Annotated in this window: 16 protein-coding genes and 1 pseudogene; 3 read left to right on the forward strand and 14 right to left on the reverse strand. The window is 64.1% G+C overall.

The features are described from left to right. Nucleotides 1-288: 288 nt before the first annotated feature. Complete coding sequence (locus PSPA7_RS01670; RefSeq protein ID WP_012073899.1) at nucleotides 289-1,041, reverse strand: hypothetical protein; 753 nt, start codon at nucleotides 1,039-1,041, stop codon at nucleotides 289-291. Between the two features lie 22 nt (nucleotides 1,042-1,063). Continuing rightward, a complete protein-coding gene (locus PSPA7_RS01675) occupies nucleotides 1,064-2,089 on the reverse strand; it encodes a phage major capsid protein, P2 family (RefSeq protein WP_034000943.1) in 1,026 nt (341 codons plus the stop codon). A gap of 254 nt (nucleotides 2,090-2,343) precedes the next feature. On the opposite strand from PSPA7_RS01675, the gene PSPA7_RS01680 reads away from it, so the two are divergent. Together PSPA7_RS01680 and PSPA7_RS01685 are read left to right on the forward strand one after the other, a co-directional pair. Further along, a complete protein-coding gene (locus PSPA7_RS01680) occupies nucleotides 2,344-2,616 on the forward strand; it encodes an Ogr/Delta-like zinc finger protein (protein ID WP_012073901.1) in 273 nt (90 codons plus the stop codon). Nucleotides 2,617-2,626: 10 nt separating this feature from the next. After that, nucleotides 2,627-2,887 carry an ogr/Delta-like zinc finger family protein gene (locus tag PSPA7_RS01685; RefSeq protein ID WP_012073902.1) on the forward strand — a complete coding sequence of 87 codons (261 nt, stop codon included), beginning with the start codon at nucleotides 2,627-2,629 and terminating at the stop codon, nucleotides 2,885-2,887. A gap of 83 nt (nucleotides 2,888-2,970) precedes the next feature. Here the strand turns inward: PSPA7_RS01685 and PSPA7_RS01690 are convergent, their stop codons facing one another. The 11 genes and pseudogenes from PSPA7_RS01690 to PSPA7_RS01735 all read right to left on the reverse strand — a co-directional run. Further along, on the reverse strand, nucleotides 2,971-4,302 hold the full coding sequence (locus tag PSPA7_RS01690) for a DUF927 domain-containing protein (protein WP_012073903.1): 1,332 nt from the start codon (nucleotides 4,300-4,302) through the stop codon (nucleotides 2,971-2,973). After that, entirely contained in the window at nucleotides 4,299-4,589 is a 291-nt protein-coding gene (locus PSPA7_RS01695; protein WP_012073904.1) for a hypothetical protein, read from the reverse strand. Before PSPA7_RS01695 ends, PSPA7_RS01690 begins: the two co-directional genes overlap by 4 nt. After that, nucleotides 4,586-6,142, reverse strand: a complete 1,557-nt coding sequence (locus PSPA7_RS01700; RefSeq protein WP_012073905.1) for a DUF3631 domain-containing protein — start codon at nucleotides 6,140-6,142, stop codon at nucleotides 4,586-4,588. Before PSPA7_RS01700 ends, PSPA7_RS01695 begins: the two co-directional genes overlap by 4 nt. Beyond that, nucleotides 6,142-6,525, reverse strand: a complete 384-nt coding sequence (locus tag PSPA7_RS01705) for a virulence-associated protein E (protein WP_012073906.1) — start codon at nucleotides 6,523-6,525, stop codon at nucleotides 6,142-6,144. The genes PSPA7_RS01700 and PSPA7_RS01705 overlap by 1 nt, the downstream gene beginning before the upstream one ends. After that, nucleotides 6,522-7,088, reverse strand: coding sequence for a YdhT family protein (locus tag PSPA7_RS01710; RefSeq protein WP_012073907.1), 567 nt, complete (start codon nucleotides 7,086-7,088; stop codon nucleotides 6,522-6,524). The genes PSPA7_RS01705 and PSPA7_RS01710 overlap by 4 nt, the downstream gene beginning before the upstream one ends. A 66-nt stretch (nucleotides 7,089-7,154) precedes the next feature. Continuing rightward, the gene (locus PSPA7_RS32595; protein ID WP_012073908.1) at nucleotides 7,155-7,541 is read right to left on the reverse strand and encodes a helix-turn-helix transcriptional regulator; all 387 of its coding nucleotides are present in this window, start codon (nucleotides 7,539-7,541) and stop codon (nucleotides 7,155-7,157) included. Continuing rightward, the gene (locus PSPA7_RS01720) at nucleotides 7,538-7,765 is read right to left on the reverse strand and encodes a hypothetical protein (RefSeq protein WP_012073909.1); all 228 of its coding nucleotides are present in this window, start codon (nucleotides 7,763-7,765) and stop codon (nucleotides 7,538-7,540) included. Before PSPA7_RS01720 ends, PSPA7_RS32595 begins: the two co-directional genes overlap by 4 nt. After that, nucleotides 7,762-7,962, reverse strand: coding sequence for a hypothetical protein (locus PSPA7_RS32335; protein WP_012073910.1), 201 nt, complete (start codon nucleotides 7,960-7,962; stop codon nucleotides 7,762-7,764). Before PSPA7_RS32335 ends, PSPA7_RS01720 begins: the two co-directional genes overlap by 4 nt. A 300-nt stretch (nucleotides 7,963-8,262) precedes the next feature. Beyond that, nucleotides 8,263-8,454 carry a helix-turn-helix transcriptional regulator gene (locus tag PSPA7_RS30650; protein WP_071534359.1) on the reverse strand — a complete coding sequence of 64 codons (192 nt, stop codon included), beginning with the start codon at nucleotides 8,452-8,454 and terminating at the stop codon, nucleotides 8,263-8,265. 424 nt (nucleotides 8,455-8,878) lie between these two features. Further along, nucleotides 8,879-10,258: a tyrosine-type recombinase/integrase gene (locus PSPA7_RS01730; RefSeq protein WP_034000937.1), complete on the reverse strand. Its 1,380-nt coding sequence runs from the start codon at nucleotides 10,256-10,258 to the stop codon at nucleotides 8,879-8,881. 145 nt (nucleotides 10,259-10,403) lie between these two features. Then, nucleotides 10,404-10,583: pseudogene (locus PSPA7_RS01735) on the reverse strand (sulfite exporter TauE/SafE family protein); the annotation flags it as partial. 94 nt (nucleotides 10,584-10,677) lie between these two features. On the opposite strand from PSPA7_RS01735, the gene PSPA7_RS01740 reads away from it, so the two are divergent. Then, complete coding sequence (locus PSPA7_RS01740) at nucleotides 10,678-11,376, forward strand: ArsR/SmtB family transcription factor (protein ID WP_012073913.1); 699 nt, start codon at nucleotides 10,678-10,680, stop codon at nucleotides 11,374-11,376. 13 nt (nucleotides 11,377-11,389) lie between these two features. Here the strand turns inward: PSPA7_RS01740 and PSPA7_RS01745 are convergent, their stop codons facing one another. Beyond that, a complete protein-coding gene (locus PSPA7_RS01745) occupies nucleotides 11,390-12,379 on the reverse strand; it encodes a sulfate/molybdate ABC transporter ATP-binding protein (RefSeq protein ID WP_012073914.1) in 990 nt (329 codons plus the stop codon). Nucleotides 12,380-12,381 lie beyond the last annotated feature (2 nt).

Below are 12,381 nucleotides of genomic sequence, written 5' to 3' on the forward strand. Positions count from 1 at the left end.
CCCAGTAACGGCGCGGCCTGGCGGTACGGTTTCACTACCACCGGGGTTTTCACAAAATTCTGAGACAGGGCGCGCCGGCGGGAGGGGGATAAGTGCGTTCTCGAGTCGAATTTTTTTCTGGCGGGATTTTTTCCAGCCCGGCAACCGCCTAGAGCGGCGCGAGGTGAGACGATTCGCTCAACGTCGAGGGCGACCACTGCTATTCGTTCGAAACGCGCCTGTGGCCTTCTGCGGGGCGTAAAAAAGCCGCACAGGCGTGCGGCTTGGGCAAGTGGGGCGAAAGCGGTCTCAGCGTAGTGCGGTGCGCCCATTGAGCGGACTGGCGGACGCCTGTCGGAGCCGGTACAGCTCGCCCGGCGTCTCGGCCACCACTTCGTCGCGCAGAGGCGATGGCAGGCTGGCGAGCATGGGCGAACCCATGCCGTTTTCCGCCCCCGCAAATAGCCGCTTCAGCTCATCGGCAAAGGCTTCCCAGATACCCTGGGCGATGAACGCCTGCCGCTCCCGCTGACCGCTGCAACGGGCCGCCAGTACGGGTTCCAGACTGTCCAGTTGGCTCAGGTAAATATCGCGACTCAGGGTGAAGGCTTGCAGCAAGGCGTCGCGCAAACCGTCCTGGGCCAACACCTGGTCGAGCAGCGCCCGCCAGTAGGCCGTATTAATCGCGGCAGGCTCCTTTTGCAGCCCGGCGCGTAACTCGGCCATTTCGAGCAGCACGGGCGCGGTCAGGCCGCTACGCGCCTCGACAGTCGCTCGGAGCGCCTGGACCTGGCGCTTGAGGGCCGCGCCGCGCTCGATCTCCGCGCTGATCTCGGTCTGATCCACTTGCGGCTGAATGGCCCGCTTGCGCCATGCCTGTTCGGTGGCCTCGGCCTGGGCCTCCAGCTTGGATGCCTCGGCGGCCAGGCGCGTGTCTTCCTGGGCGATATCGCTGAAGCGCTGCTGGGCGTCGGCGTAAGCGTGACGGTTCATCTCGAAGTGCGCTAGGCGCTCTTTCAGTGCGGGGTTCAGCGTACCGCGGTCGATGGTCTTGAAGCTCATGTGGTGGTCTCCTGTTTCTGTCTCAGCGCACCAGTTCCAGCGACGATCCTTCCAGCGCGGCGAACTTGCCAAGCTGCTCGATCACGTAGCCTTCGTTACGCCCGTTGAAGTCCTCGGCGCGGGAGCGCTTGGGGTTCTCCAGCAGATGACGCCGCCAACTGCTGTCCTGGTAGTAGATCGACAAGTTGTCCAGGCTGGTGACGACAACGCCCATCACCGGGAAGAACGGCACCAGCAGCGAGGGCAGGCCGCCATAGGTCTCAGTGACCTTGACCTCTTCGATTCGCTCCTTCTCGGTCGGCTTCTGGCCCTGGGCGGCGTACAGCGTGCTCTTCTCCGCTGCCAGCAGGTCGGAACCGATGATCGCCACCAGGTCGCCTTCATCGCGCAGTACCGGGTCGATCATCTGTTTCACGTCATGCACCAGGGCATCCAGGTTGGCGTAGTCGCCGCCTGGGCCAAGGGTGATTTTCTTGGCCGGGTCTTCGGACCTGAGCACCTGTTCGGGAATCTGCTCGCGAGCGATCTGGAGCCAGCCCTTGTTCACGTCTTCGAGCTGGGGATATTTCGCCGGGTCGGTCTGAGTGGCGGCGTGCGTCCCCGACCAGCCGACCAGGATACGGTCCAGGGCGATGCGCTTCTGCACCGCCGTCAAGTAGCGGTCTACGAAGTCCGGGAACTTGGCCCAGGCGTCGATGGTGGCGAAGGACAGCGCCACGTCGGTTTCCGTGTGCGCGAGTTCGTAGGTGTTGTTCTTCAGGTCCAGCAGGTGGCGCGGCTCGCGGTCTCGGGCGTTGGTGTCGGTGCGACTGGTGGCCGGGCCGGACAGACCGAGCATGACTTTCTCGCCCTTGACCTCACTGACCGGAATCACGTTGATGCGGCCCAGGAAGTCCACGCGCTCTGTGATCTGGTCATTGAGTTCCTGGGCGTGGGTCGGCTCGACGGCGAAGGTCCGGGCCGCGTCGTCAACGTGGTACGCCTCGGCCACGGTGCGTTGCAGTTGGAAATACTGGGTCGAGGCCCGAGCGCTAAGGTATTTGCTCATCATGGGGTCCTTGGTTGGGGAGATGCTGCGTGTGGGTCTGCTAGACTTGCGCCTGGCTCTGCTTTCGATGGGTTTGTGGGGCCATCCAAGCCCTGAGTGCGTGCCGGATTCTCGTCCCGGCCCGTTACTCGGGGCTTTTTCGTTCAGGTCATTGCACAAGCGCTCGACGCCTCAAGCGAAAGCACAATATATGTACATGAATGTAGAATCAGACACTACATATTGTGTTTTATCGATTCTAGCAGGAGGTAGAAGTGCGAATCTATTGCCCCGAGTGCGACAGCAAGGCTCGGATAGCAACGCGTGAAGAGATTTCCCGGCAGTTCGTGAAGCTGTATTGCCAGTGCACGAACGGCCATTGCGGCCACCGGTTCGTCATGCAACTGACCTTCTCGCATGCCTTGTACGGGCCATCCAAGCCGCTGGACAAGCTGCTGTTTGACCGGCTGCGCGAGATGCCGAGCCAAGAGCGCCGCGTCTTGTTCGATCAGTTGGAAAATATGGGCGTCATGGACCGCAACACCTAGGAGGAACAGGATGAAAATCGAATGCCCCAAGTGCGGCGGAAAAGCCCGTATCTACACGCGGCAGAAAGTGACCTCGGATTTCTGCAAGCTCTACTGCCAGTGCCTTGACACGAAGGCATGTCATCAACGCTTCGTCATGAATCTGTCACTTTCGCACTGCCTCGAACGCCCCGAAACGGTCCTGGACGAACTGGTGCACGAGCGACTGCGCGGACTCAGTGTCCAGCAGATTAAAGAGATGCAAGACAGGATCGAGAGGACGGCGATCTGAGGTTTAGTCCGCCTATCCGCCGCTCCAGCCCCAACGACAAAGCCCCGCCGGGAGACCGTGCGGGGCTTTGTTGCGTCAGGGCGTCAGCGTCGTGAGGCGGGCCGCTTGCGCGTGGTCCGCCACTGCTCGTAAAGCCTATGGCAGGTTTCGAGCGCCTTGCCTCGGGACCAGTCCAGCAGCTCGCAGGCAATGGCATGCTCCCCGGCTACCGCCATAGCGGCGAAACGATCCGCCACGCGCCAAACGTGGGGTGTCTCCACTTCAAGCAGGCGTTTCCGCACTTCGTGGAACATCGGCACCAGTGTGTCCGGCCCACCACAGGCCAGCAGGCTTTCGACGAAGGCCGGGCCTAGGTGTCCGTAATGAGTCTCCAGGGCATGCCCCACGTCAAGCCGAGCTGCTTGCGCAGGCCGATCCGTCGCAATGTCCACCAGCGGCCAGTCGGTGCGCGCATCGGAGAACAACCGACGCCGACCGTGGGACAACATCAGCACGCGCCAGGCCAGCGTCGAGCAACTGCCATGGCGGTAAATGTCCAGCCGCCCCCTGGCGATGGCATCCCCCAGCTTCTCGGCGTTCAGGTCGGGCCAGTCGCCGCCATTGAGCGGCAGCACCGTGTTGTTACGCTGGATGGCTTCCTGGATCAAGGCAGCTTGGGTCGAGTGCCAGGAAGCGGTCAGGTCGAAAGGATCGCCCCACACCGAGGCCGCAACCCGCACCGCCAGCGGCGCGCTGCTGTCCGTTCCGCCCAGCAGATGCACGCCGCCACCGGGCACGCCCAGGGCATCGAGCAGCGGCCCCGCCAGGGCCAGGCAGACGGCCAGTTCTAGCGCCGGATCGCCCAGGCAGCCGAGGCCGACGCTTTGCCGCCAGCCGTCGAGCGTGCCGCGCCGATGGTACAAGCTGGCTTGCTGCCGACTCGCGTCCAGGTACACGTCCGCCGCCCCGATGGGCTTGCCCGGCAGAACGAACACCCCCGAATCGTGCCAGCCCGGTTTCGTCGCGATCTGGATCAACCGTTCAGGCCGTGGGTGTTCGCGCAGGTAGGTCAGCACTTGGCGGTGCCCTTGGTGGTCGGCGGTGAACCCCTGCCGGAAAAGCGCCTTGAGCACGTTCCCGCCGTGCGTCGCCAGCATGCCCATGGGCAACACCCATCTGACGGGCCGTCCGCGATTCGTGAAGCGCAGCAAGCGCCCCGTATAGCCATTCTCGTCGAGGGTCTCCGCCTCAATATGCAAGGGGATGGATACCCACTGGTCCACGGGTTCGACTGTTCGGGCCGCGCCCTTACGTTCTTGCCCGTGATACCAGAGGCCCGCGCGGTACGCCTTCCCGTCAATCGTTACGTCCTGGTCGTACACGGCGAAGCCGGGGCGCACTTGGGCGGACACGGCACCGAGGGTCATGTCATTCATGGACGCACCTCCGCTCCCGGAAACCGCACCCGCTTGCGGACTTCATCCAGACTCATCGGCTCGCTGACGGCGGTGCACACGAACTCGCCGCGCAGGTACACCCGCCATACACAATGCCGCGCGATGCCGTCACCCGCCGCCAGCTCGGCCAGCAGTTCGCTGCGGTGCAGATTGATCCACAGGCGCAAGGAAGGCGTCAGGTTTTCGAGGGGGAATACCGTGACATCCTGCCCCACGGACGCGACTTCAAAGCCCCGCTCGCGCAGGTAATCCAGATGCGACTTCATCCCCGAACCTCCTCATACGAAACCTGGCTTGTTGCTCCCTTTTTTCCGCCCTTTCTGCCGGGAGGGGGTGTTTTATCCGAAACATCGAAACAACCCGCGTGGTTACTGGGCTGTAGCGTTTTTTTATCCGAAACACCGTCCCCCAATGTTTCGTTTGAAAAATCGCTGGAGGCCGCGTGGTTGCTGGTTTGTTTCGATGTTTCGCTTGCAGAGGGGGGATTAGCCGAAAGGTAGCGGTTAAAGGCGTCCAAAAAGTCCTTGATCTCGTATCCCTTTTTGCTGTCGGAGCCGATGCGGATTTGCTTGGACTTGATCCCAAAATCACCCAGTTTCCCCGACAACTGCCGGGTCGATATCGGCTTGCCCCGGTTCCAGGTCGCCCAGGGCGATTCGTCGTCGCTCAGCAGTGCGTCCAGCAGCTCGCCACTGAAAATCTTGGTGATGTTCTTGTCCTCGAACACCGCTTTCACGTCCTGGAGCAGTTCCGCGCCGATGCTCGGCGCTTCCCCCTCCAGGCCATGCAGGACAATCGCGGCTTGCCGGGCCGACTTCGGCCAGTGCCCACCCGCCGCCTCGGCAATCGCCAGCAGCGGCTCCCAGCAGTCGTTGGCGCGGTCGTTGAGTCCCTGGATGGGGGCGGGGCGAGCATCGCCCACCGTGACCGCGTTATCCGCCGTCCAGCGAGCCAGCTTCGCCTGGAGCCGTTCCCACATGACCGGATCGGAGTGGCGTAGCCGCTCCACTTTCTCGCCCGCCACACGGCGGCGCAGGCGCAAGGGGATGCTGCGGTCGGCCAGGGTATCGGCGATCTTGCCGATGCCGCACAGCGCCTTGGCTCCCCACACGTTGAAGCGCGTGGGCATGTGGTCGTCGCCGACGCAACGAATCACCGAGGCGCTGTCGCGTGTGAAACCGGCGTTGAGGATGCCCCTGGCGTCGTCGTAGGCTGCCAGGAAGGCGTCTACCTCGTCGATCAGTAGCGTCGGCGACCACAGTTCGATGGCGCGATACAGCGCTGCCGGAGCGATATTCGAAACCTGCATCGGGCGATAGGCCAGCTTGCCCAATGCAGTCAGCAGGATCGACTTGCCGCAGCGTTTTTCCGGCGCGGTGATATTGGCGATGGGCGCAACCTGAACCACATCGATCAGCCAGGTGAAGGTGGACCACAGCGCGGCGGCGCGAATGGTCTCTTTGTCGGCGGCGACGTAGCGGCGCAGCACGGCACAGATTTCATCCAGCAGCTCATCACCCTTGACCGGCTTCGGCCAGGCTTCCACCTCGGTGAAGATGTCGCCGCCTGCCGCCACCTCTTCATCCTCGGCGGGAATCGTCAGGCGGTCGAACTCGGCCATGCTGAGCATCTTCGAGTCCTTCACCTTGGCGCGCAGCCGCGCGAAGGCGGCCGGGTCGCTGCCGCGCATTTTCTTCAACTGCGCCAGGGCCTTGGTTTCATACAGTGCACCGGCATCGGTGCCCAGCTTCTTGATGGCGTCGTTGAGCGTGTCGGAACCGGCCCACTGATCGCCGTAGGGGTCTTTCTTGACAGCCATTACTGCACTCCCAAACGTTGCTTGGCCAGGTTGAAGCGCTCCAGGTCTTCGGCGCTCATCTCGCCGCCCTGGTCGAGCTGGTTCTTGCCGATCAGGTAGATCGTGCGTTCGTGACGGACGGCGGCGGGGCTAGGGCCGCTGCGCTCGCGCTTCTCGCCGGGGAACAGGTCGCGCAGTTCCAGGCCGATGGCACCGACGATCTCGGCAGCGCTGCAACCGACCCAGCACTTGAGCAGCACGGTGCCGTCCTCGGCCTCGGTAACATCCAGGCTGGGCGACTTGTCATCATGGGCCGGGCAGCAGGCTTTCCAGCGGTGCTTGCCGTTGACCTTCACCCGCTTCACCTTGTCCAGGCGGCCAAGTACCTTGTCGATAGGCGTCATACGCGGGCCTCCCGCTCCGTCTTGGCCGGGACGAACTGGTGACTGCTGTCGAGGGTGTAGAAGGTGTCCGCCAGCAAACCATCCTCGCCGATATAGCCGACCGCCGTGCGGTAGCGCTTGCTCGGACTGTCCCAGTAGGTAAGGCGCAGTTCGCCGAACTCACCCGCTGCGACCGCCCCCTGAAAACCGGCACTGGCAATGCCCCGGAAACCGGCCCGAGCGCTGCCGCCATCGCACGCGGACGCCATACCGCAGTCACCGGCAATCGCCTTGCCGAACTCGCCGACCATGGCCGTGCCGAAATCGCCCGCCCGCGCCGTGCCGCGATCACCGGCCAGGGCGAAACCGCTTTCGCCCGCCAGGGCATAGCCCCGCTCACCCGCGACCGCCGTGCCAAAATCGCCAACCTGGACGCACTGCCGGTCGCCAACGTGGCGGCATGTGCGTTGTGGCGCGACGTAGCCCTCACAGTTGTCGGTCCGGTCCTGGTGCAGAGTGTCATCGGCCTTTTCCGGGCAAGCCGAACCCGTCAGCGCCGAACGGCGCTCTTGAATATTCTTCATCGCATAGATTCCCGTAGGGAGAGGGAAAGGGGTCGCAGCGGTTAACCGCGACCCGCTACACGGCGCTTACGCCGACTGGACCGGAGCGGTGCCCGCTCGCCGCTGCCTGGAGAGAAAGGCATCGACCGCTTGCGGCTCCCAGCGCAGCATTCGCCCGATGCCGGACGCCACCGGAAAGCCCGGCAGCTTTGTCCAGCGCCACAGGGTGGCCCGGCTGATCTGATAGCGCTCGCACAGCTCATCAGCGCTCAGCCCCTTGGGTAGGAAGGCGTCAACCTCTCCCGCATCCCAGCGCAGCACGCGACCCACGCGCACGGCCTTCGGGAAACCGGGGGTCTTCGCCCAGCGCCACAGGGTGGTGAGACAGACCTGGTACTTGGCGCACAACTGCGAGGCGCTGAGCCACTCGGTCAGGATCGGTGCGGGGGATGCCTTGCGGCGTGCGGCGGTCATTGCTCACCCCCTTGTTCCAGGGCAAAGGCGCGAAGCTCCGCACGGCTATCGAAATCGGCGTGGTGCCAGCGCCAGGTGGACAGGTCGATACGCCCCAGGGCCAGCAGCGTGTGCAACGCACCAAGCCCCTGATCCCAGGCAACGTCCAGTCCTTCGCGGCATTGCGCGGCTTCGATCCGCTGGCGGGCGTTATCGATCACTTGAGTTGAGGTCAGGCCGGTCATTTGGCACCCCCGATGACGGCTTGCCGTTCCAGTTCGGAGACCATCGACACGGCATAGGCCATATCGGCCAGGGCGAGCAGCCGGGTGCGGCTGGCGGACGTGCCGGTCACGCGGTTGACGATGACAGCCTCGCCGAGCAGGGCCAGGACAGAGAACCGAACCGAGGTCCGGGGTGGGGCGGGAACAAGTGCGGACATGCGCGTAGCTCCTTTGTCTGGATGGGAGCTGCCACGAATCGCTGCTAAACGATGGGAGGCAGCTGTACGCGGGTTAGCAGACCGGGGACAAAGGAACCCGGCGCACCCGAAGGTGCCCCGCGCACAGCCGCCATAACTCGGCATTGCAGACACAAAAAAAACGCCTGCAATGGGGAATTGGGCGCTGGTGCGCCTTTGTCGAAACGGGCTGCTAAACCCGGTCGCCGATTTTGCGGCGACGGGCAGACGATAGCGCCGTGTGAAACGCTTTGCAATCCTGTGAGACAGAAATTCCATGCCTCATCCCTCCCGACTGGTCAGGAAGGCTTCGACGGCAGCGCTATCCCAGCGCACGGCGCGCCCGAAGCGGACGGGGGCGGGAAAGCCCGGCGTCTTGCTCCAGCGCCACCAGGTGGTGCGGCAGACTTTGAAATGCTTGCAGAGCTGTTGTGCGGACTCCCAGGACACGGGGGAAGGCGGGGTTTGTTGCATGTCGGTCTCTCGTCGGATGTAGAAGAAACCGAGGGGTGCAAAGGCTTGCGGAAGAGAGGGCGCAGGGATAATGTCCCCGTGCGGCCTGTCCGCATGCTGTATATCGAAGCCCTGTCACACGCTTCACCCCTCGGAACGCTCACTGGTCAGCCCGGTGGCAGAGGACGCTCCCACGTCCTTTCCGAATCGGCCCCGGTACTCCCATACCGGGGCTTTTTCTTGTCTGCCGACTACGCGGAACCCACTGTTCATGCGAGTTCGCCGCTGTAGCTGGATGTTTAACCAGTGACCGCATGCTAGCGTCTGGCACGGCGCTGTCGCAAGGGTAACGGTCAGACGGAAAGACCCGTTTCAGATAGGTGCTTGGCGTTCGTTAGAGTTCATCGGAGTGCGCCGACGTTGCAGTGTCATGCCTGCCAAGCGCCTACCGTTCGTCAGATTCTTTTCTGTTTCTCGACAACAGCATGACGTTATCCGCAGGGGCGTCTCCTCGGGCCAGGCCGTCCAGGTAGTCGCCCCAGCGCTCCAGCGCGGCGCGCTTCTCCGGCAGATAGCTGTAGCGGTCGTAATGCTTGGCCTGCACGCCACTGCGTCCGTGGGAGAGTATCCAGGCGCGAATTTCCGAGCTGATGCCCAGGTGCGCCATGAGGGTTTCGGCAGTGACGCGGACGTTGCGGTAACTGAATGGGCGGGCCTTGCCGCTAGCTGCCAGTGATTGACCCGCCGCGCCGAAAATCTTCATGACCGATGAAGGGCTGGCGGTGTTGCTCTCGCGAAGAGAGAACGGACCCGGCCCAATCCGGTGCTGGAGCAATGGATGCATGATCTCGGTCAGGCGCGGCGTGATCGGCAGAATGTGCTCCCAGGGACGTTCTTTCTTGCCCTTGCTGTCCAGCAGACTGATAGTGCTGTCGGTCACAGCGGCCCACGGCACGGCGCAGAACTGGGCGATACGCTGGCCTCCGAAGTAGATCAACGCCTGAGCAATGGCGCGGTGTGCTTCGGGCAGAGTCTCTAGATGGCGCAGCAGCACACCTAGTTCGTCGGGAGTCAGTGACTCGGTGATGGCGCGGCGCGCCCCTCGGATCGCCGGAATGTCCCGTACGGGGTTAGAGCTGATGGCGAAGGTTTTTCCTCGGGTGGCCAGGCGTTCAGGTGATAGGTGGGCTTTGGCGGCATGGCTGAAGGCGGCCTGAAGGGCAAGGCGTAGGTTTTCGCACACGGTTCGCATGCCGTTGGCAGCGTGGGCTTTCGCAGTTCTTCCCGCTCCGCCGGGGAGTGGGGGGCGATTTAAAACCTGCGACAGAACGAGCTGGATATCTTCAGGCCGAACCTTCGAAGCAGGCCGCCTCAGTAAGGCCGGGTGGTGGGCTTTCACGTGAGCGTCAAGCATGCGGCGCACCGGGCGAGCGCTCACCTTTCCGGCCTGCTCCAGGTGGTCGCAATAGCTATCCAGCAGATCCCCGAACGAACCTTCTCCCGAGGAATGCAATTGCTTGGCTGCGGATAGTTTGACGTGCTCCAGTCCACCGGCTTCCAGGGCTGTTTGAGAGAGGCGCAAGGCCGCTAATCGCATGGCGTCCAAGGTGAGTTCGTCGGTGCCGCTGCGAGGCTTTCTGTTGAGGGTACCCAGGTATATCCGCTTGTCCTTGCCCTCGACCCGCTCCCGGTAATAGCCGCTGATGGTTCCGGCTGCTTTTCGCTCCAGGAGCAGGGTGCCTTTTCCGCGTGCGCCGACTGGCTCGGATTTCCGTTTTTTGACCGAGTAAGCCTCCATCTCGGTGAGCCGATTTCGCTTCGCCATATCCCCGTGTATTCCCCGTATTGCATGCAAAGGTCGTTAACCCGATTAAACAACAGGAAAACTGTAGAAACACAGAGGCATGATAAATAAAGGGTTTTAATGAACTTGGAGGGTATGTCGCGAACTTGTAGAAAATCATTTATCGGACGTTGGTCACCATCGACGGCACGATCAGCAACGCCGCCGCCTGCATCGGCGGCATGGCCAGGCCGAGCAGGCCCACCGAGACCGTCGGCAGGCCGAGCCCGACCACGCCCTTGACGAAGCCGGCGAGGAGGAAGGTCAGGGCGATCAGCGGGATCAGGGCGTGGAGGTCGACGGACATGCGGGCTTTTCCTTGTCTCGGGGCTGGCGCGAGCGGGCGATGGCGGCCAGTATCTCCCGACGTCGAGAGGGAATGTTTCATCCGGAGGTGAAGCATGCAATTCAATCCCGGTTTCAGTTCGCTGGCGGCGCTGCTCGCCGATCCCGGCCGCGCGCAGATGATCTGGGCACTGATGGATGGCAGCGCCCGCCCGGCCAGCGAGCTGGCGCTGCTGGCAGGCGTCTCGCCGTCCTCCGCCAGCGGCCACCTGGGACGGCTGGTCGAGGGCGGCGTGCTGAGCCTGGAGGCGCGCGGGCGCAATCGCTTCTATCGCCTGGCCGGGCCGGAAGTGGGACAGGCGGTGGAAGCGCTGGCCAGCGCCTCCCTGGCCCTGCAGCCGCAGCGGCGCAGCCTGCCGCCGAGCCACGGCACGCCGTCGGCGTTGCGCGAGGCGCGGACCTGCTACGACCACCTGGCCGGCGAACTCTCGGTCGGTGTGTTCGCACGGATGCTGGATGCCGGCTGGATCGAGCAGGAGGGCAGGACGGTGCGCCTGAGCGCGACCGGCGAGGCCGGGCTGGCCGGGTTGGGTATCGACCTGGTGGAGGCCCGCCGCCGCCGTCGGCAGTTCGCCTGCGCCTGCCCCGACTGGAGCGAGCGCAAACCGCACCTCGGCGGCGCGCTGGGGGCTGCGTTGCTGGAGGCCTGTCTGCGCCAGGGCTGGCTGCGGCCTCAGGACGGCTCGCGGGCGCTGCGCGTGTCGCCGAAGGGCCGCGCGGGGTTGCGCGGCCTGGCGGAACGCACGGCGGGCTGAGCCCGCCGCCGGTTCAGAGGTTGGCCACCGGCTGGAAGGCCTTCGGCTTGAAGTAGAGGGTCTCGCCGCGGGCGAGGCCGGCCAGGCTGTCGTGGTCCTTCACCACTTCGGCCTCGATCAGCTCGTCCTGGCCGTCGACCTTCAGCGTTACCCGGGTGATGGCGCCCAGCGGACGGATGTCGCGGACCTCGGCGGCGCGGTGCTCGGCCACCGCGGAACGCGACAGCGAGACTTCGTGCGGGCGGAACAGCAGGTGCTGGTCGTCTCCCAGTTGCAGGCGGTTGGAGTCGCCGAGGAAGTGGTAGACGAAGTCGCTGGCCGGGTTCTCGTAGACCTCGCCGGGCGAGCCGATCTGCTCGATCACGCCCTTGTTCATCACCACGATGCGATCGGCGACTTCCATCGCTTCTTCCTGGTCATGGGTGACGAACACCGAGGTCAGGTTGATCTCCTCGTGCAGGCGCGCCAGCCAGCGGCGCAGCTCCTTGCGGACCTTGGCGTCGAGGGCGCCGAAGGGTTCGTCGAGGAGCAGGATCTTCGGCTCCACCGCCAGCGCGCGGGCCAGGGCGATACGCTGCCGCTGGCCGCCGGAGAGCTGCTCGGGGTAGCGGTCGGCGAGCCAGTCGAGCTGCACCATGCTGAGCAGCTCGTGGACCTTGGCCTTGATCGCCGACTCGCCCGGCCGCTCGCCCTTGGGTTTCATGCGCAGGCCGAAGGCGACGTTGTCGAACACCGTCATGTGGCGGAACAGCGCGTAGTGCTGGAAGACGAAGCCGACGTTGCGGTCGCGCACGTCATGCTGCGAGACGTCCTCGCCGTGGAACACGATGTTGCCGGCGTCCGGGGTTTCCAGCCCGGCGATGATCCGCAGCAGGGTGGTCTTGCCGCAGCCGGAGGGGCCGAGCAGGGCGACCAGCTCGCCGCTCTGGATGTCCAGGTTGATGGCGTCCAGGGCCTTGAAGGCATTGAAGTTCTTGCTGACGTTACGGATTTCGATGCTCATGC

The organism is Pseudomonas paraeruginosa PA7, from assembly GCF_000017205.1.
Taxonomy (GTDB): Bacteria; Pseudomonadota; Gammaproteobacteria; order Pseudomonadales; family Pseudomonadaceae; genus Pseudomonas; species Pseudomonas paraeruginosa.